Raw genomic sequence first — 23406 nt, 5'->3', positions numbered from 1 at the left:
CCGTTGGCCGGGCGGGGGTTGCGGGGCGCGAACCAGTCGCGGTCGTCTGCGCTCATGAGCCGATCACTTCTTGACGATGGAGTAGACGTCCTGCGGCTTGGCGGCGAGGTCGCGCGCCGCCTTGTCGTCGAGCCCGAGGTCGATCTCGACCTCCGGCTGGTACGGCTCCACCAGGGCCGACGGCGGCAGCCCGAACACCACCTTGGCCCCCGGCAGCGCCGAGGCGGGCACCTCGAAGAAGAACCGGCCGCTGACCCAGATGTCCGGCTGCATCCAGGTGGCGGCCAGCGTGGCGGTGGACTCCACCCGGTCGGTGGCGGCGAAGCGGTGGCCGTCCTCGGTCAGCAGCGTGGGCTGGCCGAGGTGGTACGGCTTGAGGACGGACTTGGCGGAGGCGTTCACGACGAGGAACACGTTGTCCGTCTCGACGGTCCTGACGCTGCTGGTCCGGATCGCCTTGGCGGCGGTGAAGGAGTCGAGCCGCACGTGGAAGCGCCGGGCGTCGACGTCCTGACCCTTGGCGCCGGTGTAGGTCAGCGGGGCGCCGGTGTCGTTCTCGGTCAGCGCGAACGTCTGCAGGCCGACGGCGCCGGCCGCGAGGAGCAGGCCCAGCAGCGCGTTGAGCGCGCGCGAGCCGCCGCGCCCGGAGCCGGAGCCTCCTCCGCGGCGCCCGCCCGGCCGCGCCGCCGGCCGGGGCTGGACCGCGGTCACGTCGCGGCTTCTTCCTGGACGGGCAGGGTCACCTGTGCCTTGATCTCGGGGACGAGACTCTCGCCCGCGGCCTGGGTGACCATCGTCCACCTCTCGGTCGGGTCGTTGAAGCCGGCCGCGTACTCGAACGAGCCCACGTCCATCGTGATCTTCTCCGGGGGCTTCTCGCCCTCCTTCAGCCGGTAGCGGACGATGACCGTGGTCTTGATCCCCGGGTGGAGCTGCCGGCTCTCGCCGCCCTTGGCCAGGGCGAAGGCGAACGGGCCGGCGTCGTCGGGGAACTTGGGACTGATCTTGACCAGCGAGCCGGCGAACGTGGTGGCGAAGCCGCCCTTCCCCTCGGCCGGGGGGATCCCGACGGAGGTGGTGCCGTCGCCGCGGTTGGTGACCTCGAAGACCATCTCCACGAACCGCTTGTCCTCGTCGAACTGCGTCTGCGCCCGCTCGGTGCGGACCCGGGACTCGACGAAGCGGGTGGAGTACAGGCCCTGGTCGAGCACCGCGCCCTTGCCGAGCTGGGGCGGGGCGTCCGGGGCCTCGTTCAGGCCGCCCATGAGGGCGGTGATCCCGAGGGCGGTGACCAGCACCAGCGCCACCGCGGGCACCACTACCGGGCGTCTGGGCCTGCCGCTGCCGCCGGAGGGTTCGGTCATGGGTAAGGATGGTAATAGGTCACGCTTGTCCCATCCGCCGCTATCCTCCCAACGGGCTGGTCTAATTGCCGAGAACCCTGCCGTAGAAGGGGTTCTAGCTCATACGCTGTCACGGAGCAGCGGGACTAGCCTCGACGACTAACGACATATCGCGGCCGGAGGGTCACGTGGTGGACGTGCATCCTGAGCATGCGCAGCTGCAGGCGGACCGCATCTACCTGGGCTGGCAGTACATCCTGCTGCACCCGGATCCCGGTCCGCCACCGAAACGGCCCTCGCCGGCGGAGGAGCCGCCGCCCGCCCGCCCCGACGCCGACCTCGCCCGCCGCGAGCGCATGCAGCAGGACATGCTCAACCGGCCGGTACGCGTCTTCCGGCTGTTCGCGGTCGTGCTGTCGCTGCTCGTCCTCGTGCTCGCCGTGGCCGGGCTGCTCCAGTGGAAGTTCGCCCTGCTCGGCCTCGTCGCGGCCTGCGGCGTGGCGATCATCTGCAGTTACGCGCTCGTCCAGGGCGACCGGGCCGTGCGCTACCGCATCAGCGAGCAGCGGGCCCGTGACGACCGTCGGCGACAGGAACGTGACAAGGAGCTGTTCCGCGCCCAGGAGGAGCACGCCCAGCGCTACCGCGAGTGGCAGCGGCTCAAGGAGCGCCACGACCGCCAGCTCACCTGGTACGCCGTGGCCGTGCCCGACGAGATCGACCGCATCGACGTGGCCGGCGGCACCCTGCCCGGCTGGTCGGCGCTCGTCACCCTGCTCGGCGCCACCCGCCTCTACAGCGGCGGCCACCTGACCGTGCTCGACCTGTCCGAGGGCGCCATCGCCAAGGACCTCATCGAGCTGGCCCGGCGCGGCGGCGACGACCCGCTGGTCTGGGTGCTGCCCGTCGACCTGCCCCGCCTCGACCTCGGCGCCACGCTCAAGCCCGAGGCGTTCGCCGACGTGCTCGCCCACGTGGTCAGCGTCAGCGAGGAGCACCGCACCACCCGCGACCTCAGCTTCGACAACGCGATCCTGGAGCGTGTCCTCGAAGTGCTCGGCGAGAACGCCACGATCAGCCAGGTCACCGCCGCGCTGCGGGCCCTGGCCCAGGTCGGCGACCCGCGCGACGACCTCAGGTACGGGCTGATCACCGCGAGCCAGCTCGAACGCATCGGCACGCTGTTCGGCCGGGGCGTGAGCGACCGCGTGGTCATCGAGCGGGCCTGGGCGCTGGAGTCGCAGCTTCGCAAGCTGGAGACGCTGGGCACGGAGGCCGTGCGCCTGCCGCCCGCCCGGCTGCGCGTGATCAGCATGGACCGCCAGGCCGGCGTGTTCGGCAACCGGGTGCTCGGCACGTACGTGGCGACCGCCCTCACCCACATCCTGCGTCAGTCGCCCGCCTCCGACCGGCCCTGGTACCACACGATCATCGTGGCGGGGGCCGACAAGCTCCGCGGCGACGTGCTCGACCGGCTCATGGACGCCTGCGAGACCTCACGTACGGGGCTCGTCCTCACCTACCGGTCGCTCACCCCGACCGTGCGGGAGCGGCTGGGCCGCGGCCACGCCGCGGTCGCGTTCATGCGGCTCGGCAACGCCGAGGACGCCCGGGTGGCCAGCGAGCACGTCGGCACCGAGCACCGGCTGGAGCTGGCCCAGCTCACCGAGACGATCAGCGACTCGCTCCCCGGCGTCGACGGCGGCTACACCAGCACGATCGCCGAGGTCGAGGGCCGGCACGAGGACCACGACGACAACCCCACCGACCTGGCCGAGGACATCAACGAGTCCACCGAGTGGGGCCGCACCACCGGCAAGATCGGCGAGAGGGAGCGGGTGCTCCAGCGCTCCCGCGAGTTCCTCGTCGAGCCGCACCAGCTCCAGCAGCTCCCCACCACGTCCGTCATCGTCACCGACGCCACCTCGCAGGGCCGGCGGGTCCGCCTCGCCGACGCCAACCCGGCCATCCTCACCTTCCCCAAGACCACGCTCGGCGAGCTGGACGACGTGCGCGAGGCCGTCCTGGCCCTCGACGGCGAGCAGGGCGCCGACCAGGAGGGCGAGCGCGCGGGCGAGCACGGCGACCCGCCGGGGCGCGACGGCGCCGAGCCGCCGCCGAACCTCGGGCCGCCGCCGCCACGCCTCGACTGGCGCAAGGGAAGGCAATGAGATGGTCAATGTCAAGGTGACGGGCTGACGGTCGGCGGATTTTACTTAGAGCCGTCTGTGGGGGGATGAAATGCAGCCGAGTGTCTCGCTGAGCGGGCCGTGGTACCGGATCCAGTCCATCGCCGCACCCTCGCGAAGCTCCTCGGCCGAGTGGGACTTCGTCACCGTGCTGCCCGCCGTGCTGTCGGCCGCCCAGCGCGACCGGCCGTTCGCCATCGGCTGGCTCTCCCGCGGCTCGGGCGCGCCCCTGGAGCTCATCACGAACGCCGGCCCGCTGTCGCCGCCCCGCCAGCCGCGCCGCGCCACCGGCGCGCCGGGGACGCCCACGGGGCCGCAGCCGCTGCTGTTCCCCGGCGGGGCGCGCGGGGTGCAGCTCGGCGAGGAGTACCTGGACGACCTCGCCGACCTGGTGTGGACGCCGTGCCCCGGCCGGCAGGCGCCGCCGCTCGGCAACCGCCGCGAGTTCGACCCGGACGAGCTGAAGCGGCCCACGCTGTTCGAGTCGACGCTGATCACGCTCATGTCGCGGCCGTTCGCCTGGCTCGTCGTGGCCGAGCCGACCGGCCTGCTCGACGCCGAGGTGGCCCACCTGCGCACCCAGCTCAACGTGCTGCGCCAGTACGGCGACGCCTCCGAGCGCTCCCGCTTCGACGCCGAGCGGGCCGAGCGGCGCATGCAGGAGCTCGACGCGTTCCGCGAGGCCGGGCTGTGGAACGTGCGGGTGCTGGCCGGCGGCGCGACGGCCGAGGAGCTGCGCCAGATCGCGCCCGTCCTCGTCGGCTCGGTCGAGATGAGCCACCACCCCTACCGGCTGCGCAGCGCCCAGGGCGCCGTCCACCCGCTGGCCGAGGCGCTGACCATCACGCTCCAGGACCCCGCCGACGGTGCCGCCGCGCCCTTCGCCGCCACGGCCGGCGCGCTCGCGGCGCTGGCCGGGCTGCCCCGGCGCGAGGTGCCCGGCGTGCGGGTGCTCGACTCGGGGTTCTTCGACGTCACCTCCGAGGCCGACGGCGGGGAGCTGGAGCTGGGGGAGATCCTCGACGGGCAGGACCGGGGGGTCGGCTCGTTCCGGGTGCCGCTGGCCACGCTCAACCGGCACGCGTTCGTCACCGGCGCCACCGGCTCCGGCAAGTCGCAGACCGTACGGCATCTGCTGGAGCAGCTCAGCGCGGCCCGCATCCCGTGGCTCGCGATCGAGCCGGCCAAGTCGGAGTACGCCGCCATGGCCGGCCGGGTCGAGCACCTCGGGCCCGTCACCGTGATCAACCCGTCGGCGCCCGCCGGGGTGCCGTTCAGCATCAACCCCCTCGAACCCGAGCCCGGCTACCCCGTCCAGGCGCACATCGACATGGTCAGGGCGCTGTTCATGGCCGCCTTCGACGCCGAGGAGCCGTTCCCGCAGATCATGTCGCTGGCCCTGCAGCGCGTCTACGAGGCGACCGGCTGGGACGTCGTCACCGGCGGCGCCGTGCCCGGCTCCAAGGTGCCGCCCAGCGTGCCCACCCTGGAGCTGCTCCAGCAGCACGCCATGGACGTGATCAAGGAGATCGGCTACGGCCGCGAGGTGCAGGCCGACGTCGAGGGCTTCATCTCGCTGCGGCTGCGCTCGCTGCGCGTCGGCTCGGCCGGGCGCTTCTTCGAGGGCGGCCATCCCGCCGACGTCGGCGGCCTGCTCCAGCGCAACGTGGTGCTCGCCATCGAGGACGTGGCCAACGACGAGGACAAGGCGTTCCTCATGGGCACGCTGATCATCCGCATCGTGGAGCACCTGCGGATGCGCGCCCGCCAGGAGAAGTCCACGGGGCTGCGGCACGTCATCGTCATCGAGGAGGCCCACCGGCTGCTGCGCGACCGGGGCGCCGGCCGGGCCGCCACCCACGCCGTGGAGCTGCTGGCCGGCATGCTCGCCGAGATCAGGGCGTACGGGGAGGGCATCGTCGTGGCCGAGCAGATCCCCACCAAGCTGGTGCCGGACGTGGTCAAGAACACCGCGCTCAAGGTCGTCCACCGGCTGCCGGCCGAGGACGACCGGCAGCTCGTCGGCGCGGCCATGAACCTCAGCGAGGAGCAGTCCCGCCAGGTCGTGTCGTTGCAGCCGGGCTGCGCGGCCGTGTTCGCCGACGGCATGGACCGGCCGCTGCGGGTGCGGGTGCCGCTCGGCGAGTCGCGCGAGCGGCTCATGCCCAGCCCGCCGCCGCCGATAAGGGGACGCCGCTCGGCGGCCTGCGGCAGCCAGTGCCGCACCGGCCAGGCGTGCACGCTCGTCGAGCTGCGCGAGGCCGACGTGCTGGCCGACGCGCCCGACTGGGCGTGGCTGCGCGTCTGGTGCGACACCGTCGTGCTCGCGTTCGTGACGAACCGCCCGCTGCCCGGGGTGCCGCGCGCGCTGGCCGCCGCCTGGTCCGACCTGCCGGTGCGGCGCGGCGAGTGCCTGCTCGCCACGCTGGTCGAGCGGTCGGTGCAGCGGCGCGCCTGGGCGCTGCGGAGCTGGCTCGACCCCGCCCTCCTCACGGAGAAGGCGGCCGAGACCGCCACGCGGCTGCTGGCCGGAGTGGAGCGGGGCGGCGAGCGTCCCGGCGTGGCGTGGGTGATCCCGCAGGTGCGCTGGCTGCACGAGGTGGACCGCCTGTTCCCGTACGGCCGGCCCGCCCCGGACCTGCGCACCCCGGCGCCGCCCATGGAGTACGCCCTGTTCGGCGACACGCCCGGGACGGCGGCGGGCCGCGAGAACGGTTCGGCCCCGCGCGACACGCCCGGCGGCACGGGCGCGATGACCGGCGGTCCGAGTGGCGCGGCCACCGCCGTGGTGACGGCCGCCGCCCCGCACGGTGAGCTGCTCGGCCATCGGGCCAAGGCGCTGCGCCACCACCCGCTGTCCATGGCCATCGAGCACAACCGGGCCCTGGCCTGGCGGGTCATCCTGGGCGACGACGAGAACGAGGGCCTGCAGCGCGACGTCATGACGGTCGCGATCGGCATCGAGCCCGCCGCGCGGCTGCGGCACGTGGGGCAGACCATGGGGGCCGGGTGGCTCGAAGGCGTCCTGTCCTGGCCGCGCCGGTTCGTCCTGCCGTTCGACCACGGCGGCGCGCCCGAGATCCCGTTCACCGGCTAGGCGCGCCCGAGATCCCGCTCACCGGCTCAGCGGTCGCGGCGGCGTTCGACGCGCTTGCGGCGGGCCACCTCCCGCTTGTGCTCGGCCAGCTCCCGCCGGCGCTCGCGCCGCCCCTCCGCCGCCTCGCGCTTGCGGCTCTCCAGCTCCAGCCGCATGGCCTCCTGCGCCGCCGTGCTGCGCGAGGAGACCCGGGCGGCGGCCCGCGCGGCGAGCTTGGCCGCCCGCTTGGGGTTGACCCGCCGGCCGGTGCGCTCCCCGGCGGGCACCGCGGGCGCGGCCGACGCCTGTTCGAGGAGCGGGACGCCGTGGCGCATGAGGAAGACGTACAGCTCGGGATCGGTCGGCTCGGAGCCGAACGTGTGACGCGTGACGCGCAGGACGCCGCCCTCGGCGATCTCCAGCACGCCGACCCAGAACGACCCGTCGAGGTAGACGGAGAACGTGACCATGCCCTTGCTCCCCAGGTATGCCGAACGGCGGTCTGACGAGACCGCTTCCGGCACACCGGACATCCCTCAAGGGCGGTTACGGATATGTCGCCCGGGCTACCAACCGGGCCGCGTTTTCGTGTGCGTTATCAGAGTAACCGCCGACGCCGACTAGGATCCTTAGCCATGACCCAGCTTCCACTGCGCGCACAGCTCGCGAGCGCCCTGGGCCGCAGCGCCGCCACGCTGTCCCGGATGACCGGACGCGGTGACGGCTCGGTGATCGGCGGCCGGGTGGGCCTCATGCTGGAGCCCGACCTGCTCCGCCAACTGGCGCGTGACCGCAAGCTCGCCCTGGTCAGCGCCACCAACGGCAAGACCACCACCACCCGGCTGATCACGTCCGCGCTGCTGGAGATGGGCGAGGTCGCGACCAACGTCTTCGGCGCCAACATGCCGGCCGGCCACGTCTCCGCGCTGTCGCAGCACAAGGACGCCCCCTACGGCGTGCTGGAGGTCGACGAGAAGTACCTCCCCGAGGTCCTCGACACCACCGGCGCGGGCGTCGTCTGCCTGATGAACCTCAGCCGCGACCAGATGGACCGCGCGGCCGAGATCTGGCTGCTGGCGCAGAAGTGGCGGCGGGCGCTGTCCGGCAAGCCCACCCACGTCATCGCCAACTGCGACGACCCGCTGGTCACCTGGGGCGCCTCCACGGCCGCCAAGGTCACCTGGGTCGCGGGCGGCCAGCGGTGGAAGGAGGACTCCTGGTGCTGCCCCGAGTGCGGCGGCCCCCTCGACCGCAAGGACGCCGACTGGGCCTGCCGCGAGTGCACCTTCCACCGGCCCGAGCCGCAGTGGATCCTCGACGACGACGCGGTCATCGACCCGCGCGGGCAGCGGTGGCTGCTCGACATCCAGCTTCCCGGCCTGGCCAACCGCTCCAACGCCGTCATGGCGCTGGCCGTGGCCGAGGCGTTCGACCTGCCCGTCGAGCGGGCGCTGCCCCGGCTGCGCGAGGTCACCAGCGTCGCCGGCCGCTACACCACGGTCGAGCGTGAGGGCCGCCAGGCGCGGCTGCTGCTGGCCAAGAACCCCGCCGGCTGGCTGGAGGCGTTCGACGTCGCCGACCCGCGGCTGCCGATCATCCTGTCGGTCAACGCGCAGGGTCCCGACGGGCGCGACACGTCCTGGCTGTGGGACGTCGACTACCGCATCCTGCGCGGCCGGCCGGTGTTCGTCACCGGTGAGCGGCGCCTCGACCTGGCGCTCCGGCTCGACGTGGCCGACGTGCCGTTCGCGGTGTGCGAGACGTTCTCCGAGGCGCTCGCCATGCAGCCGCCCGGCCGCGTCGACGTGATCGCCAACTACACCGCGTTCCAGCAGATCCGATCGGAGTTCGGCCGTGCCGTCTGACAGCGCCCTGCGCATCGTCTGGATCTACCCCGACCTGCTGAGCACGTACGGCGACCAGGGCAACGTCCTGGTCCTGGAGCAGCGCGCGCAGCGGCGCGGCATCGAGACCGAGACCATCCACGTGCGCTCGGCCGACCCGGTGCCCGAGACCGGCGACATCTACCTCATCGGCGGCGGCGAGGACCGGCCGCAGATCCTCGCGGCGGCGCGGCTGCGCCGCGACGGCGGTCTGCACCGCGCCCTCAACCGGGGCGCGGCGCTGCTGGCCGTGTGCGCCGGCTACCAGATCATGGGCAGCACGTTCGGCGGTGAGGAGGGCCAGCCGGTCGACGGGCTCGGCATCCTCGACATCGCCAGCGTCCGCGGCCCGGCCCGCGCCGTGGGGGAGCTGGTGGCCGAGGTCGACGCCGCGCTCGGCCTGCCGACGCTGACGGGCTTCGAGAACCACATGGGCGTCACCCGGCTCGGCCCCGGGGTCAAGCCGCTGTCGCGCACGGTCAAGGGCACGGGCAACGGCGACGGCTTCGAGGGCTGCTACACGGGCCACATCGTCGGCACCTACCTGCACGGGCCGGCCCTGGCCCGCAACCCGGCACTGGCCGACCTGCTGCTGTCCTGGCGCGTGGGCGGGCAGCTCGCCCCCCTCGACGACACCCGCTACGAGCTGCTCCGCCAGGAGCGCCTCAACACGGTCCTCGCCGCCGGCTGACCGCACGTCAGGCCGCCATCCGAGGTGGTGGCACGGTCAGCGGCGGTTCTGGCTCACGGCGACGTGGATCGCGCCGGCGGAGTGCAGGCTCCGCAGCAGCGTCCAGTCGTCCGCCGGGTCCAGCCACACCTGGAGCTCCTCCGGGCCGCGCGGCCGGGGCAGCGACCCGGAGGGCTCGTAGAACGACGTGACCAGCACGAGGGGCACCGGCCCGGTCCACTCCTCGGGCGCGGGCGGCACGTGCCGGCCGCCGAGCAGCACCGCCCGCTCCTCGGCCGTGCACTCCTCCAGCGGCCCGGTGGCCGCCAGCTCCGCCTGCACCCGCACCTGGGTGTCCAGCGCGGCCCGCAGGCGTGCCTCGCGCCGCTCCTCGGCGGTCGCCAGCGCGTCGTAGCCGGGGCGCAGCGCCGCGACCAGCGCGCCCGGCTCGTCCGCGTACGCCCGCAGACTCCCGCCCGCGAAGATCATCTCGTACCGGTACGGGAAGCCGTCGCCCTTGACCGGCGCGACGGGCGGCCGGTCGGCGGCCGAGGTGTTGCGGACGACGACGGCCGCGGATCCGCTCACAGGTACCGGGCCTCCTTCTTCTCGTTCCATCGGGTGATCGCGAACAGGGCGGTGAGCTGCGCCTTGTCGGCCTCCCGGTGGAAGAGGAGGTCCGCCAGCTCGAAGTAGGACGAGTAGTCGCGGCTTCTGCGGTGGTCAGCGTGACTACCGGGAAGGTCCTTCTCGCCGTTGTTGAGCGGGAACTGATCATCCGCCAGCCGCAGGGCCAGCGCCAGCTCGGCCAGCACCAGCTTGGTCTGCGCCTGGATGACGCCGGGGTCCAAGGAGGCGTCGGGGCGGCGGAACTCCGTGTGGTCGGTCCGGCCACCCTTGACGGCTGCCAGGTTGACCGCGGCAAGGTGCTTCTTGTGCTGGTTCACAAGACCATCGAGGGAGGCGTAACCGCGGGAGAGCAGCGCGTTCGGCCGGCAGAACTCGGTGCCTCGGTGGTGCTGCTGCTCCGGGTTCGTCAACAGCCGCAGGGTCGTGTCGGCGAAGGTGATGTTCTCCAGTTGCAGGAGCCGCTGGTAGAAGCCCGCGACGTGATCGAAGACCGAAGTGCCCGCGTGGATGTGGCCTCCCGCGTCCATCGTCGCCTCGCCGCCGTGCGACTTGATGATCTCGCAGACCAGCTTGACGGCCTGCCACGCGCGCTCGGTGTAGCGCAGCGGTGGCGGGACGAGCTCACCGGCGGCCGTGCCCTCCCGCTCCAGCCGCCAGCCGTTGTCCCCCTCGTAATAGCCGGTGTCGCGTGAGGTGTGGTAGGGATGCACCCACGGATCCAGAGTCAGTCCCGCGTCGTACAGGTCACGGGCGATGGCTTGGTTGATCGCGTCCCGGTGCCGATCGAGCGCTTCCGGAAAGGTGTACTCGATCTCCCGCGCGAACTTGAACTGGCCACCGGGCACGGTCAGCCCGTCAGTGGCCTCCTCGATCATGAGGGGGACCACCGGCTCCCCGCTCTCGGCCCGCTCGAACGCCTCGGCCAGGTGGCGCTCGAACACCTCGGGGTTCTCCCGGTAGGAGACCTCCGGCTCGGCCGGCCAGCTCTCCCACGCCCGCGCCCGGGCCTCCAGCGCCTGCACGTGTGCGTTCTCCAGGTCGGAGGCGGCTCCGCCCGCCCTGGTCAGCGACGCACGGGCGAAGGCGGCGTCACGCGCGGCCGCCTGGCGAAGCTGGTCCATGAGCGCGTCCTCGGCCACGCGAAGCAGCGTCACCGTGAAGTGGTACGGCTTCTCCGCCGCCGCCCGATGGTACGAGCTCAGCCGCTGGACGAGGTCGGCCCGGTCGACGGCGCCGCCCGGGTCCAGCCCGCGCTGCTCGGCCCCTTGGAACACGTGCGCCAGCCGCTCGACCGAGTGGTCCAGGCCGAGGTCGCCGGCCAGCTTCCGGAGGGGGTCCAGAACCCACGCGGGAGCCTTGCCACGCGAGCCGACGATCCGGTCCATGCGCGCCAGCGCTCTGGTGGTGGGCTCGCCGAGCTGGGTCGCGTACCGTTCCGACACCCGCACCCGGGCCCAGGTGTCCGGGGCGGTGTCCATGTATCCGCGCATCCTCGCCACGAGCGTCGCCCGGTCCGGGGCGCCCGCCGGGTCGAAGCCGAGCCGCCGAGCCCGGTCGGCCGCGTGGGCGAGGCGGCGGGGCGAGTCGCCGAGACCCAGCTCCCGCGCGAGCACGAGAAGGGGGTCCATCGCGGGACGCGGCGCGGCGTCGGCGACGATGACGCGGTCGAGCCGGCCCAGCGTCGCCGCCTTCGCCGGGTCCAGGCGCGCGTCGGGGAAGCGTTCCTCCATCACCCGCAGGTCCCAGCCGTCGCCGTCCCTGTCGCGGAAGGACGCGAGGCTGTCCACGAGCTCCCGGCGGGTCGCCGGACGTTCCGGGAGGGCGCCGTGCGCGTCCGCCTCGGCGAGCATCTCGGAGAACGAACGGTACGCGTGGGAGAACCCCGCGTCGGCCGCCAGGTCGCGCAGGCGGGCGTCCGGCGACACCGAGTGGAGCAGCCGCCCGGCGCGGCCCAGCGCCCGCGCCTCCGGGTCGCCGAGCCCGCCCATGGCGTGCTCGTCCGCCGCCCGAAGCCCGTCCCACAGGTCCGTGTCGTGCTGCCGGGCCTGCCGGAGTCCCTGCCTCAGCTCGTGCCATCCCGGTGCGTTCCGGACGTCGATGCCCCGCGCCTGCGCGTCCACGAACAGGCGTCCCACGTGGTCGATCGAGTGGAACCCGACGTCCGCGTCGTAGGCCAGACTGCGAAGCTGCGTGAGCCTGTCCGCGAGATCGGTCGTCGGGTGCGAGCCGAGCGCCTGGTCCATCCGGGCGAGCGCCCGGGCGACCGGGAAGGACACGTTCGGCACGTCCCGGTGCGCGAGCCACAGGCCGGGGAAGACCAGTGGGTCCGTCTGCCGGTACTGGTCGAGCCGGTCGGTCAGGTCCTGCCGGTCCGTCGCCCCGGCGGGGTCGTGACCCTGCCGCTGCGCCTCGTCGAAGACCCGCACCAGCCCGTCGACCATGTAGGGCATGCCCAGGTGCGTCGCGATCGCGCGGATGCCGCCCGCCATGGTCTCACCCGTGGGCCGGTTCACTCCCTGGGTGACGATGTGGGCCATCGTCCCCAGGCTGTGCGCGAACGTGTCGTGCGGCACCGGCTCCTCCAGCAGGCGCGCGACGCGGTGCCCGAGGGCGACGCGGGCGGGGTCCAGTGCTGCCGGGGCGTGCTCGTCCCGGTTGATGAGCTGGTCGATGCGGCCTGTGCCCGGTCCAGCGTCGTTCCCGTGCCGCACGACGGCGGGCGCGTCCTCGTGCGCGCCGCCCTGCCGCGTGCCGTCGGGTGTCGCGGGGGGTGTGGTGGTCGGGTCATCGGGGTGGGGCGTGGGGTGCTGCTCGGGCGCGGGGTCGGGCGCGGTGGTGCGCCCGCCGCCCGGGTGGGTCGGCGAGGTGGCGTGCTGGTCGGCTTGGCGTGCCGGTGGGGTGGTGCGCTGGTCGCCGGCGCGGGCGGGTGGGGTCTCGCGGGTGCCCGCGGGGGCCGCGTCCCTGATTTGCCCGTCCGTGCCCCGGCCGGGGGCCTGGGTGTCCGGGAGGCGGCCGGTGACGAGGGGCTGCCCTTCCGGGGCGCGCCCCGAGGCGACGTCCTGGGCGTGCGTCACCCGCGCCGGGTCCGTGCTCCGGGGATTCGCCGCGTCGTCCCGGGGAGCGGCTGGGGTGTCCGAACCGTCTCGGGGGGTGACCGGGCGGGGCTGGTCCGTGGGTTGCGGGGTGTCCGGGTGCCTGGGGCCGTCGGAGTGGCCGGTGCCGTGCCGGGCGGCCTGCCCGCGGTCGTTGTCCTGGGAGGCGTCGGTCGCCCCGTTCTGCGCGTCCGTGGGCGGTAACGGCGGGACCGGCGCCGCGGGGGCGGTCTGCACGTACGGGGTGTGGAGCGGCAGGGCGTCGCGTACAGGCTGTGGGGGCGCGAGAGGGGTGTGGCCGGCGCCGTTGGCATGACCGGGGGTGCCGGCGGCGTTGGCGTGGCCGGAGGTGCCGGCGGGCGCGGTGTGCTGAGGATGACCGGCGGGTGTGCCGTTCGCCGGATGGCCGGCGGGTGCCGTGTTCTGCGGATGGCCGGCCGGTGTGCCGTTCGGGGCGTGGGGCTGTCGGCCGGCCACGGGGGCGTCGGGCGTCAGGCCGGCCGCGGGAGCGTGGCCGGACGTGTCGTGCGCGCCCCCGGCCGTGTGGGAGGAGCCCCCGGCCGTGTGGGTGGCGCCCCCGGCCGTGTGGGAGGCGGCGCCGGGCAGCTCCGGGGCCGGACCGTGGAGCATCCTCGTGTCCGGCGGCGGAAGGGGGCCCTCCGAGGGGCCGTCCTCCCTGCGGACGACCTCGCCCGCGATCATCTCCGCCTCCCGCGCCGGGGCCGGCGCGGACCCGCCGTCCCCCTTCGGAGGCATGGGCACGTCGGCAGGCCGCCCGGCGGCAGGGGCGGTCTCGCCGCTCAGCACCACCTGGGTCGGCTCCACCACGCGCCGCGACCCGAGGCCGAGCGAGGAGCCGTCCCCGCTCGACGGCGGCTTGTGCCCGCCGACCGGCGGCGGGCCGTCACCCCCTGCCGTACGCGTCCACGCGGGGCCGCCGGACGGGGGACGGTTCGGCGGGAGGTCCCCGGCCGCCGTCGGCATGAAGGAGACGCGGGCGCTCTGCGGGATGCCGATGCCGCCCGCCGTACCGGCCACGAAGGAGTAGAACAGGTGCGCGGGGTCGAGCTGGTCGCTCACGGCGAGGCCCGGGACGGAGCCCACGGCGCCGGAGAAGCCGCCCACCACGGCGCGGCCGTAGATGCTTTGTCCGATGGCGGCGATCTGGTCGCGCACGCCCAGTTCGGCGCGGGACATGATGAACACGACCTCGCGGGTGGCCAGGCGCGAGAGCCCGAAGTCGACCCCGGTGTAGACCAGCCCCATCATCGCCCCGTTGAGGAACGACATCAGCACCGAGTGGCCGTCGATGTCCTCCCGGTGGCCGAAGCGCTTCTGCAGCTCCTGGACGGTGAGGTCCGTGAGGCCCATCATCCCGCCGAAGCCCAGGATGTTCATGAGCAGGCGCCACTTGAGCGCTTGGATCGACATCCGGGTCATGATCGTGCGCAACTGGATCAGCCTGAGCACCGACGGCCCGTTCGCGATGATCCACACCAGGAGGCGGACGATGGCGAGGCCCAGCAGCGCCAGTGCCGCGTACTGCATCCACTGCGTGTGTTCCGTCGTCTCCCCGTGCTTGCGCAGCCGCTGCGCCTCCTCACGAAGGGCCTTCTCCAGCAGCCTCAGCAGCGTCTCGCCGCCGTTGTCCTTCCGGGAGGACGCCTTGTGCCCCTCGCCGGCCAGGTCGGCGAGCACCTTCTCGAACTCTTCCTTGGCGGCGCCCTCCCACTCCAGCTTGCTGAGCCGGCTCAGCAGCGGCTCGGCGTCCTCGGCGCGGATGCCGGCCAGCTCGTCGGCCAGCGCCTCCAGCGCGCCGGCCTGCCGCGTGATCGCGTCCGGCTCCCCCTCGGGGAACGCGTTGGCCGTCAGCGGCAGCGCCAGCGGCTTGACCACCTCGGGGACCAGCCCCAGATCCAGCCCCATCAGCCGATGACCCGGGCTCTCACGCGCCCGGCTCCCGCCGGTCGGTCCCGGGCAGGAAGGATTCGAAGCTCACGCCCTCGCCGAACAGGTCCTCCAGCGGGACGTCGTCGGCGATCAGTGGTCCGGCCAGGGTGCGCAGTTCGTCGGACACCTGCCGGGTGGCGAGCGCGGCCTGCTCGACGACGCAGGCGGCCAGCTCGGTGGGTGACAGCTCCCGGTAGACGCGGGGGTCGAAGTCGACGGACCGCAGCTCTCCCTGGGGGCCGACGGTGACGGTGACCATGCCGTCCTCGGACTGCGACGAACCCGTCAGGTCGCGTGCCTTACGGTGCAACTCCTTGGCTTGCTCGGCCTGCCGGTTGACGTCCTGGACGAGTTGCCGGAGCAACTCCCATGAATCACTCATCGTTACTTCAATCCCACAAAGCAGTCAGGACGCCCGCATACTATCGATCAACCGAGGCAGTCAGGGAGGGGAACCGCTGGATGGAGATGCAAGGCGTCACCTACAGCGTCAGCCACATCAACGGGCTGGCCGGGGCGATGGGCGATCTGGCGGACCGGTTCCGGGAAACCGCGGAGCGGTACGACACGACGAAGGCGGCCGCCCGTACGGCGCTCAGCGACGACGACTACGGGCGCGCGTACTGGCAGGCGAACGGACCGCGGCTGGAGGCCATCGGCCTCGGCCTCCGGCTGCTCGTCCAGGCCGCCCAGAGGGAGGAGGCGCGCCTGAGCCACGCTTCCTTCAACTACCGCGAGGCCGACCCCGGCGACTGACCCGGTGAGCCGCCTGGACTAGTACACGAGCGCCTGGGCGCCCTCGGCGACCGCCTCCTCGACGAACGTCGGCGCGCCCGCGATCCGCACGCCCTCGATGACGTCGTCCACCGTGATGTCGCGCCGGGCCGCGCACTGCGTGCACACCGTGACGCGCCCGCCCGCGAGCACCGCGTCCAGCAGGTCCGTCAGCGGGACGGCATGGGGCAGGCTGAACTCCTTGGCCCGTCCCGGGAGGGCGAACCAGGAGGACTCGCCGGTCAGCCACAGGGAGACCGGGACACCGCTCGCCAGCGCGGCGGCCGCGACCGTGAACGCCTGGTTGCAGCGCTCCGGAGCGTCGGCCCCCGCGGTCACCTTGATCACCAGTGATCGTGCCATGCCCGTCACACTAACGCCCTCGACCGTCCGCGCGGCCACTAGGGTTGGGGGACATGGAAGAACCTGAGCTGCATCCCGATCTGGAGCCGATCGCCTTCCTGCTCGGCAGGTGGGAGGGCGCCGGTGTCGGGGGTTACCCGACGATCGAGAGCTTCAACTTCGGCCAGGAGATCGAGTTCGGCCACAACGGCAAGCCGTTCCTGTCGTACGTGAGCCGCACCTGGCTGCTCGACGAGGACGGCAACCGCGTCAGGCCGCTCGCCACCGAGTCCGGCTACTGGCGCGCGCAGCCGAACCGCCAGCTCGAAGTGGTGCTCGCCCATCCCACCGGCGTCGTGGAGATCTACGTCGGCGAGGTCGTCTTCCACAAGATCGAGCTGCAGACCGACGTGGTGGCCCGCACGGTGACGGCCAAGGAGTACACCGCGGGGCGGCGCCTGTACGGGCTGGTCAAGGGCAACCTGATGTGGGCCTACGACATGGCCGCGATGGGGCACCCGCTCACCTCGCACATGTCGGCCGAGCTGAAGAAGGTGGCATGAGCGCGAGCCCGTTCACCGCCGAGGCGGTCGAGGCGATCAAGCGGCACATGAACGACGACCACGGCGGAGACGCGCTGCTCATCGTGCGCGGCCTCGGCGGCCGTCCGGAGGCGACCAGCGCGCTGACGAGCGGCGTCGACGGCGAGGCGATCGAGTTCACGGTCGACGGCGGGGAGCGGGTGCGGGTGCCGTGGGGCGAGACGCTGACCGAGCGGGCGCAGGTGCGCACGGCGGTCGTGCGGCTCTACCGGCGGGCGTGCGAGGAACTGGGCGTCGAACCGCGCGGCGAGCACTGACGAGCACTGACGAGCAGCGGGGCCGGGCCGGGACGCGGTCATGGAAAGACGCGGGCATGAAAACGCGGGCATGAAAAAGGGCCCCGGGCGTGCTCCGCTCGATGGTGAGCGGGCTGGATGGACCATGGTCGGGATGGGATTCCCGCCCTCCAGCCGCCGGGGGCCCCGGTGGTTGCCTCGTATTCGCCGAACGGCGCGAGACGGGGCGTCCGCATCGTCAGCGGACAACCACCTCGCTAGCCCAACTATGAATCACCATTGTTTGGACCACCTCCTTTCCGCGTACTCACGAAGTTATGCGGTGGCCCGCGAGAAGGGCAAGCGATTAAAGCGCCGGCCGTAGACTCGGAGCATGACCGAGACGCAGTGGCACGAGGAGCTCCGCGCCAAGGGCTACCGGGTGACTCCCCAGCGGCAGCTGGTGCTGGAGGCGGTCAAGACGCTGGAGCACGCCACCCCGGAGGAGATCTGCGCCAAGGTCCGGGAGACGGCGCGCGGCGTCAACATCTCGACCGTCTACCGCACGCTCGAGCTCCTGGAGGAGCTGGGCATGGTGACGCACACCCATCTGGGGCACGGCGCGCCGACCTATCACCTGGCGGCCGAGGCCGACCACGTCCACCTGGTGTGCCGGGGCTGCGGCGAGGTGATCGAGGTGCGGCCCGAGCTGGCGGAGGGCCTGGTGCGGGGGCTGGACGAGGAGCTGGGGTTCGCGGCCGACGTCCACCACCTCACGGTGTTCGGCCGCTGCCGCGACTGCCGCTGAGATCGGAGGTCCGCGCGGCCGATAATCTGGACGGCATGCGTAGTCCTCTGCTGGACCTGCCCGGCGCCGTGGCCGCCGAGGCCCCGGACGCCGACGTCGCCGGCCACTACGGTGACCTGTTCGCCGAACAGCGCGCGCTGGTGCGGGGCGAGGCGGTGGTCGACCGCAGCAACCGCGAGGTGATCCGGATCTCCGGCGCCGACCGGCTGAAGTGGCTCAACGACCTCACCTCGCAGAAGCTCGACACGCTGACCCCGGGCCAGTGGACGCGGACGCTCGACCTCGACCTCCAGGGCCGCATCCTGCACCACCTGACGCTGGTCGACGACGGCGAGAGCGTGCTCGCGCACGTCGAGCCGGGCGCCGCCGACAGCCTGGTGGCCTACCTCGACCGGATGCGGTTCATGCTGCGGGTCGAGGTGTCGCGGGCCGACGACCTGGCCGTGCTGTCCACGGCCACCGAGGACTTCCTGGTGCCGCGTTCCGAGCTGCCGGAGCACCTGGGCAGGCCGCTGGCGGGGCTGTGGGCGTACGAGGCGCTGCGGATCGAGCGGTACGAGCCGCGGATGGGCCTCGACACCGACCATAAGACGATCCCGCACGAGATCGGCCTGATCGGCAGCGCCGTCCACCTGAGCAAGGGCTGCTACCGCGGCCAGGAGACGGTCGCGCGGGTGCACAACCTGGGGCATCCGCCGCGGCGGCTGGTGTTCCTGCACCTCGACGGCAGCGTCGACACGCTGCCGCCGCACGGGGCGCCGGTGATCTTCGAGAGCCAGGAGGTGGGCACGGTCGGCTCGTCCGCCCGCCACCACGAGCTGGGGCCGATCGCGCTCGCGGTGGTCAAGCGCACGGTGCCGGTGGACGCGCCGCTGCTGGCCGGGGGTGTGGCGGCCGCGCAGGAAGTGATCGTCCCGCCGGACGCCGGGCGCAACGTCCAGATCGACCCTTCGCTGCGGCGTCGCATCCGATAGGGGCCGTCCAGGAACGGGCCCCGGGCGGTGGGCGTGGCCCGGTCGGGGCCACGCCGGCTCGGCGCCTCGGTCACTTCAGCGGTTCGAAGAAGGCTCGCAGGTCCGCGGCCAGCTCGGCCGGGGCCTCCATCGCCGGGAAGTGCCGGCCGCGCCGGAACTCGGTCCAGTGCGCGTCGGCCGGCGCGGGGACCAGCCTGCGTACGGTGTCGTCCGCGCCGAAGACCGCGAACCCCTGCGGCACGGCCGACGGCGCGCCCCACTCGGAGGAGTGCGCCTGCTCGTACAGGGTGTGCGCGGCGCTGGCGCCGGAGCCGGTGAACCAGTACAGGCTGACCGTGGTGAGCAGCTGGTCGCGGTCGACCGGCAGGTCGGTCCACTCGTGGACCTTCTCGGCGATCCAGGCGAGCTGCAGCAGCGGCGAGTCGACCAGGCCGTAGCCGATGGTCTGCGGCCGGCTGTTCTGGATCGCCAGGTACCCGGAGCCCTCCTTCGCGAAGTCGTCCATCCGGTCCAGGATCAGCTTGTCGACCGGGTCGTTCGCATCCAGCCGGTCGGCCATTCCGGGGATGAAGGTGGCGACGTTCGCGGCGGTCAGCGGATCGGTGACCACGTGCACGCCGATGACGTGCTCGCCGTCGAGGCCGCCGACCATGCCGGACACGCCGGCGCCGACGTCGCCGCCGTGCACGCCGTACCGCTCGTAGCCGAGCCGGCGCATCAGCTCGGCCCAGGCGCGCGCGGTGCGGCCCATCGCCCAGCCCGGCCCGCTCAGCGGGGTGGAGAAGGCGTACCCGGGCAGGGACGGCGCGACGACATGGAAGGCCTGACCCTCGGCCGGGTCGACCAGCGGCTCGATCAGGTGCGTGAACTCGGCGACCGAGCTGGGGAAGCCGTGGGTGATCAGCAGCGGCTTGGCGCCGGGCTGCTCGGATCGGACGTGCAGGAAGTGGATGCGCTGGCCGTCGATCTCGGTGGTGAACTGCGGGTACCGGTTGAGCTCCGCCTCCTGGGCGCGCCAGTCGTACCGCGTGCGCCAGTACTCGGCGAGCTCCTTCAGGTAGGGCAGCGGGACGCCGCGGGTCCACTCCCCGCCGGGTGCGTCGCCGGGCCAGCGGGCGTGGGCGAGCCGGTCGTGCAGGTAGTCGAGGTCGGCCTGGGGGATCTCGATGCGGAAGGGCTGGATGCCGCTGACGGCGCTGCTTGTGCTCATGGGGAGAAGACTAGGAACAATAGGGGAAAGGGTCGTTCCTAGATTGCCGTCAGGATCAAAGAATGTTGGAGACTTCGGCGCGGCTGCTGCGCCTGCTGTCCCTGTTGCAGGCTCAACGCGACTGGACCAGCACCGAGCTCGCCGCCCGGCTCGGTGTCACGACCCGCACCATCCGCAATGACATCGGCCGGCTGCGCGAGCTGGGCTATCCGGTCGACGCGCGGCCAGGTGTGGCCGGCGGGTACCGGCTCGGCCAGGGCGGCGCCCTGCCGCCGCTGCTGCTGGACGACGAGGAGGCGGTGGCGGTCGCCGTCGGGTTGCGTACCGCCGCGAACGGCTCGATCGCCGGCATCGAGGAGACCTCGGTGCGCGCGCTGGCCAAGCTGCAGCAGGTGCTTCCCGCGCGGCTGCGCCGCCAGGTCAGCGCCCTCCAGTCGTACGCGCTGCCGATGCCCTCGCGTGGCCCGCGGGTGGATCCGGACGTGCTGACCCTGATCGCGAGCGCGTGCCGGGACCATGAGCGGCTCCGGTTCGACTATCGGCCGCATTCCGGCGCGGCCGGTCGGCGCTCGGTCGAGCCGTACCGCCTGGTCAACGACCGGCGGCGCTGGTACCTGGTGGCCTGGGACCTGGACCGGGACGACTGGCGCACCTTCCGGGTCGACCGGATCGAGCCGCGCACGCCGACGGGGCCGCGCTTCACGCCCCGCGCGCTGCCGCCCGACCAGAAGATCACGGCGCAGGTGGCACGCGGAGTTGGCGAGGCGACCTGGCGGTACCGGGCACGGGTGATCGTGCACGCGCCCGCGGCGCACGTGCGGGACCGGCTGCCGATCCCCATCGAGGTGGAGTCCCTGGGCGAGGACCGGTGCGCGTTCGAGCCGGGCTCGGACCATCCCGAGATGCTCGCCCTGTACCTGGGACTGCTGGGCGCCGACTTCACGATCGTGGACGCGCCGGAACTGGTCGACGCGCTGCGCAGCCTGACGGAGCGCTATCAGCGCGCGATCGACGCCAGCCGGCGGACACCCGCCGGCTGAACCGAAAAGGCTGGTCAGACGTCCACGATCAGGGTGATGGGCCCGTCGTTGACCAGAGAGACCTTCATGTCGGCGCCGAAGCTGCCCGTCTCCACGTGCGCCCCCAGCGCCCGCAGCTCCTCCACCACCGCCTCCACCAGCGGCTCGGCCACCGGCCCCGGGGCGGCCGCCTGCCAGGTGGGGCGGCGGCCCTTGCGCGCGTCGCCGTACAGCGTGAACTGGCTGATGACCAGCAGCGGCGCCGACACGTCGGAGCACGACTTCTCGCCGTGCAGGACGCGCAGTCCCCACAGCTTGGCGGCGAGCCTGCGGGCCTCGGCCGCCGTGTCGGTGTGCGTGACCCCGACCAGCACCAGCAGCCCGGGCTCGTCGACGGCCCCGACCGTCTGGCCGTCCACCACCACGGACGCGGACGTCACTCGCTGCACCACTGCTCGCATGGGATCCCATTCTGGCGCAGGACGGAGTCTTCGTAGACTCTTGGCCGGAAAGGGGCGTGAAATGTCGCTGGTGGTGGAGGTTGTCCGTTCTGGGTTCGTGGAGTCGAGGCACCACGTCCGGATGCTGACGGTGGGTGCGGACGGCCGTCCCGTGGAGGCGCACGGCGCGGTGCACGTGCCGGCGTCGCCGCGTTCGTCCATGAAGCCCCTGCAGGCGCTGGGCATGCTGCGCGCCGGTCTGCGGCTTGAGGGGGAGCTGCTGGCGCTGGCCTGCGCCTCGCACGCCGGCGAGCCGTTCCACGCCGAGGGGGTGCGGAAGATCCTCGCCGGGGCCGGTCTGGACGAGTCGGGGCTGCGGTGCCCCGAGGACTACCCGGAGGACCGCTCGGTGCCGGAACGAGCCCGGGTGTTCATGAACTGCTCCGGCAAGCACGCCGCCATGCTCGCCACCTGCGTGGCGAACGGGTGGCCGCTCGACACCTACCTGGACATCACCCATCCGCTCCAGCGGGCGATCCGGGCCACCGCGGAGGAGCTCACCGGCGAGCGGATGTCCGCCGCGGGTGTGGACGGCTGCGGTGCGCCCCTGTACTTCGTGTCGATGCTGGGGATGGCGCGGGCGTTCCGGGCGTTCCCGCTCGGTGAGGCGGGCTCGCCCGAGCGGCGGATCTTCGAGGCCGTGACGGCGTATCCGGAGTGGACATCGGGCAGCAGCCGGGCGGAGTCGTCGCTCATGCGGGCCGTGCCGGGGCTGATGCTGAAGTCGGGGGCGGAGGGCTTCGAGGTCTTCACCCTGGAGGACGGCCGGGCCGGCGCGGTCAAGGTCGAGGACGGGGCGGCGCGGGCGCGGACGCCGGCGACGGTCGCTGCGCTGCGCTCGCTGGGCCTGGAGACGGGCGAGCTGCCCGCCACGACGCCCGTCCTGGGCGGCGGCCGGGTCGTCGGCGAGGTGCGCCTGGCCGCGACCCCCGCCTGAGCCCGTCGCGTCGTTCAGGCGACCCCCGCCTGAGCCCGTCGCGTCGTTCAGGCGGCCTCCGCCTGAGCCCGTCGCGTCGTTCGGGCGGCCTCCGCCTGAGCCCGTCTCGTCGCTCAGGCGACGTCCGGCCAGTCCCAGGCGAGCTGGGCGAACATGCCCAGGCGGTCGCTGACCGCGCGGATCTCGCTGATCCTCCCGTCGCGCAGCGTGAAAATGAAGATCGCCTCGACGGTGAAGCTCTTCCCGGTGGGCTCCGGCATGCGCGGGTGGTGGCCGGAGTGCGTCCCGGTCATCAGCAGGCGCGCCACGACGCGGTTCCCGTCCTCGACGACCTCCTCCACCGACAGGTGGAAGGGGTCGAAGGCGTCGAGCTGCATCCGGATGCCCTCGAACGCCGCGCCGGGCTCGTCCGGCTCGCCGAAGATGATCTTGTTGTGGTCGACGACGTCGGCGGCCAGGAAGTCGTGCAGGTCGTCCAGCCGCCGCTCGTTGAGGGCGGTGACGAAGTCGCGGATGAGGGTGTTCATGGCGAACTCGCTCTCTTACGGTGTAAGAACGTATCTTACGGTGTATGAAACGGGCTGGCTTGTCAAGGGAGCGGATTCTGGACGCCGCGCTGGACCTGGTGGACCGGGACGGCGTCGCGGCGCTGTCCATGCGCCGGCTGGGCAAGGAGCTCGGCGTCGAGGCGATGACGCTGTACTACTACCTGCCGAACAAGGACGCCGTCCTCGACGGGCTCGTGGACCGCACCCTGGCCGGGGTCACCGTGTGGCCGGAAGGGCCGTGGCGGGAGTGGGCGCGGGCGTTCGCGGTGTCGTTCCGGGCGGCGCTGCTCGCCCATCCCGGGCTGCTGCCGCTGCTCGCCACCCGGCCGGTCGCGACGCCCGGCGGCCTGCGGACCGTGGAGACCGCCGCCGGCGCGCTGGTGGCGGAGGGGTTCAGCCCCAGCGAGGCGCTGCACGTGATCACCACGCTGGGCACGTTCGTCATCGGGCAGGTGCTCGCCGAGGCCGGTCGCACGCCGGGGCACGACGAGCCCGACCCCGAGCCCCCCGTCGATCCGGCGCGCCATCCCGTCCTCGGCGCGGCGCTGGCGGCCGGGCTCGGCACCCCCGAGGACCACCAGGACCGCTTCACCTACGCCCTGGACGCCCTCCTGGCCGGCCTCGCACCGAGATGAGCCCCTCCG

The 23406-nt window shown here is 73.0% G+C and carries 22 protein-coding genes; 12 read left to right on the top strand and 10 right to left on the bottom strand.

Going from position 1 to position 23406, the window contains the following annotated elements:
- Positions 1-63: 63 nt before the first annotated feature.
- Both HD595_RS12525 and HD595_RS12520 read right to left on the bottom strand, forming a co-directional pair.
- Entirely contained in the window at positions 64-711 is a 648-nt protein-coding gene (locus tag HD595_RS12525) for a hypothetical protein (protein WP_253768642.1), read from the bottom strand.
- The gene (locus HD595_RS12520; protein ID WP_253768640.1) at positions 708-1364 is read right to left on the bottom strand and encodes a hypothetical protein; all 657 of its coding nucleotides are present in this window, start codon (positions 1362-1364) and stop codon (positions 708-710) included. The genes HD595_RS12525 and HD595_RS12520 overlap by 4 nt, the downstream gene beginning before the upstream one ends.
- 176 nt (positions 1365-1540) lie before the next feature.
- Between HD595_RS12520 and HD595_RS12515 the strand changes: the two genes are divergently transcribed.
- Both HD595_RS12515 and HD595_RS12510 read left to right on the top strand, forming a co-directional pair.
- Positions 1541-3514: a hypothetical protein gene (locus HD595_RS12515; protein ID WP_253768639.1), complete on the top strand. Its 1974-nt coding sequence runs from the start codon at positions 1541-1543 to the stop codon at positions 3512-3514.
- A gap of 70 nt (positions 3515-3584) precedes the next feature.
- Positions 3585-6629, top strand: a complete 3045-nt coding sequence (locus HD595_RS12510) for an ATP-binding protein (protein WP_253768638.1) — start codon at positions 3585-3587, stop codon at positions 6627-6629.
- A gap of 26 nt (positions 6630-6655) precedes the next feature.
- Here the strand turns inward: HD595_RS12510 and HD595_RS12505 are convergent, their stop codons facing one another.
- Entirely contained in the window at positions 6656-7078 is a 423-nt protein-coding gene (locus tag HD595_RS12505; protein ID WP_253768636.1) for a YjdF family protein, read from the bottom strand.
- Between the two features lie 165 nt (positions 7079-7243).
- Here HD595_RS12505 and HD595_RS12500 point away from each other — a divergent pair, with 165 nt between their 5' ends.
- Together HD595_RS12500 and HD595_RS12495 are read left to right on the top strand one after the other, a co-directional pair.
- Positions 7244-8473, top strand: a complete 1230-nt coding sequence (locus tag HD595_RS12500; RefSeq protein ID WP_253768635.1) for a MurT ligase domain-containing protein — start codon at positions 7244-7246, stop codon at positions 8471-8473.
- Positions 8463-9182 carry a type 1 glutamine amidotransferase gene (locus HD595_RS12495; RefSeq protein ID WP_253768634.1) on the top strand — a complete coding sequence of 240 codons (720 nt, stop codon included), beginning with the start codon at positions 8463-8465 and terminating at the stop codon, positions 9180-9182. Before HD595_RS12500 ends, HD595_RS12495 begins: the two co-directional genes overlap by 11 nt.
- Before the next feature lie 36 nt (positions 9183-9218).
- On the opposite strand, the gene HD595_RS12490 is transcribed toward HD595_RS12495, so the two are convergent.
- From HD595_RS12490 to HD595_RS12480, 3 genes are read right to left on the bottom strand one after another with little or no spacing between them, the layout of a single operon-like run.
- A complete protein-coding gene (locus tag HD595_RS12490) occupies positions 9219-9749 on the bottom strand; it encodes a hypothetical protein (protein ID WP_253768632.1) in 531 nt (176 codons plus the stop codon).
- On the bottom strand, positions 9746-14809 hold the full coding sequence (locus tag HD595_RS12485) for a hypothetical protein (protein WP_253768631.1): 5064 nt from the start codon (positions 14807-14809) through the stop codon (positions 9746-9748). Before HD595_RS12485 ends, HD595_RS12490 begins: the two co-directional genes overlap by 4 nt.
- Before the next feature lie 19 nt (positions 14810-14828).
- Positions 14829-15215, bottom strand: a complete 387-nt coding sequence (locus HD595_RS12480; RefSeq protein WP_253768630.1) for a YbaB/EbfC family nucleoid-associated protein — start codon at positions 15213-15215, stop codon at positions 14829-14831.
- Between the two features lie 80 nt (positions 15216-15295).
- Between HD595_RS12480 and HD595_RS12475 the strand changes: the two genes are divergently transcribed.
- Entirely contained in the window at positions 15296-15589 is a 294-nt protein-coding gene (locus HD595_RS12475) for a hypothetical protein (protein ID WP_253768628.1), read from the top strand.
- An 18-nt stretch (positions 15590-15607) separates the two neighbouring features.
- On the opposite strand, the gene HD595_RS12470 is transcribed toward HD595_RS12475, so the two are convergent.
- Positions 15608-15970: a DsrE family protein gene (locus tag HD595_RS12470; RefSeq protein ID WP_253768627.1), complete on the bottom strand. Its 363-nt coding sequence runs from the start codon at positions 15968-15970 to the stop codon at positions 15608-15610.
- A 53-nt stretch (positions 15971-16023) separates the two neighbouring features.
- Here HD595_RS12470 and HD595_RS12465 point away from each other — a divergent pair, with 53 nt between their 5' ends.
- The 4 genes from HD595_RS12465 (at position 16024) to ygfZ (ending at position 18548) form a co-directional block, all read left to right on the top strand.
- Complete coding sequence (locus HD595_RS12465; protein WP_253768625.1) at positions 16024-16512, top strand: heme-binding beta-barrel domain-containing protein; 489 nt, start codon at positions 16024-16026, stop codon at positions 16510-16512.
- Positions 16509-16808, top strand: coding sequence for a DUF2470 domain-containing protein (locus tag HD595_RS12460; protein WP_253768624.1), 300 nt, complete (start codon positions 16509-16511; stop codon positions 16806-16808). Before HD595_RS12465 ends, HD595_RS12460 begins: the two co-directional genes overlap by 4 nt.
- 352 nt (positions 16809-17160) lie before the next feature.
- Positions 17161-17574: a Fur family transcriptional regulator gene (locus tag HD595_RS12455; RefSeq protein WP_175595643.1), complete on the top strand. Its 414-nt coding sequence runs from the start codon at positions 17161-17163 to the stop codon at positions 17572-17574.
- 35 nt (positions 17575-17609) lie between these two features.
- Positions 17610-18548 carry a CAF17-like 4Fe-4S cluster assembly/insertion protein YgfZ gene (gene ygfZ / locus HD595_RS12450; protein WP_253768622.1) on the top strand — a complete coding sequence of 313 codons (939 nt, stop codon included), beginning with the start codon at positions 17610-17612 and terminating at the stop codon, positions 18546-18548.
- Between the two features lie 70 nt (positions 18549-18618).
- On the opposite strand, the gene HD595_RS12445 is transcribed toward ygfZ, so the two are convergent.
- The gene (locus HD595_RS12445) at positions 18619-19758 is read right to left on the bottom strand and encodes an epoxide hydrolase family protein (RefSeq protein ID WP_253768621.1); all 1140 of its coding nucleotides are present in this window, start codon (positions 19756-19758) and stop codon (positions 18619-18621) included.
- Between the two features lie 62 nt (positions 19759-19820).
- Here HD595_RS12445 and HD595_RS12440 point away from each other — a divergent pair, with 62 nt between their 5' ends.
- Positions 19821-20798: a helix-turn-helix transcriptional regulator gene (locus HD595_RS12440; RefSeq protein ID WP_253768620.1), complete on the top strand. Its 978-nt coding sequence runs from the start codon at positions 19821-19823 to the stop codon at positions 20796-20798.
- Positions 20799-20812: 14 nt separating this feature from the next.
- On the opposite strand, the gene dtd is transcribed toward HD595_RS12440, so the two are convergent.
- Positions 20813-21238, bottom strand: a complete 426-nt coding sequence (dtd, locus tag HD595_RS12435; protein WP_253768618.1) for a D-aminoacyl-tRNA deacylase — start codon at positions 21236-21238, stop codon at positions 20813-20815.
- Positions 21239-21299: 61 nt separating this feature from the next.
- Between dtd and HD595_RS12430 the strand changes: the two genes are divergently transcribed.
- Positions 21300-22214 carry an asparaginase gene (locus HD595_RS12430; protein ID WP_253768616.1) on the top strand — a complete coding sequence of 305 codons (915 nt, stop codon included), beginning with the start codon at positions 21300-21302 and terminating at the stop codon, positions 22212-22214.
- 113 nt (positions 22215-22327) lie between these two features.
- On the opposite strand, the gene HD595_RS12425 is transcribed toward HD595_RS12430, so the two are convergent.
- Positions 22328-22741, bottom strand: coding sequence for an ester cyclase (locus HD595_RS12425; RefSeq protein ID WP_253768615.1), 414 nt, complete (start codon positions 22739-22741; stop codon positions 22328-22330).
- A gap of 44 nt (positions 22742-22785) precedes the next feature.
- Here HD595_RS12425 and HD595_RS12420 point away from each other — a divergent pair, with 44 nt between their 5' ends.
- The gene (locus tag HD595_RS12420; RefSeq protein WP_253768613.1) at positions 22786-23397 is read left to right on the top strand and encodes a TetR/AcrR family transcriptional regulator C-terminal domain-containing protein; all 612 of its coding nucleotides are present in this window, start codon (positions 22786-22788) and stop codon (positions 23395-23397) included.
- Positions 23398-23406 lie beyond the last annotated feature (9 nt).

This window comes from Nonomuraea roseoviolacea subsp. carminata (genome assembly GCF_024172185.1).
GTDB classification, from domain to species: Bacteria; Actinomycetota; Actinomycetes; order Streptosporangiales; family Streptosporangiaceae; genus Nonomuraea; species Nonomuraea roseoviolacea.
This window is presented reverse-complemented; position numbering and strand designations above follow the sequence as displayed.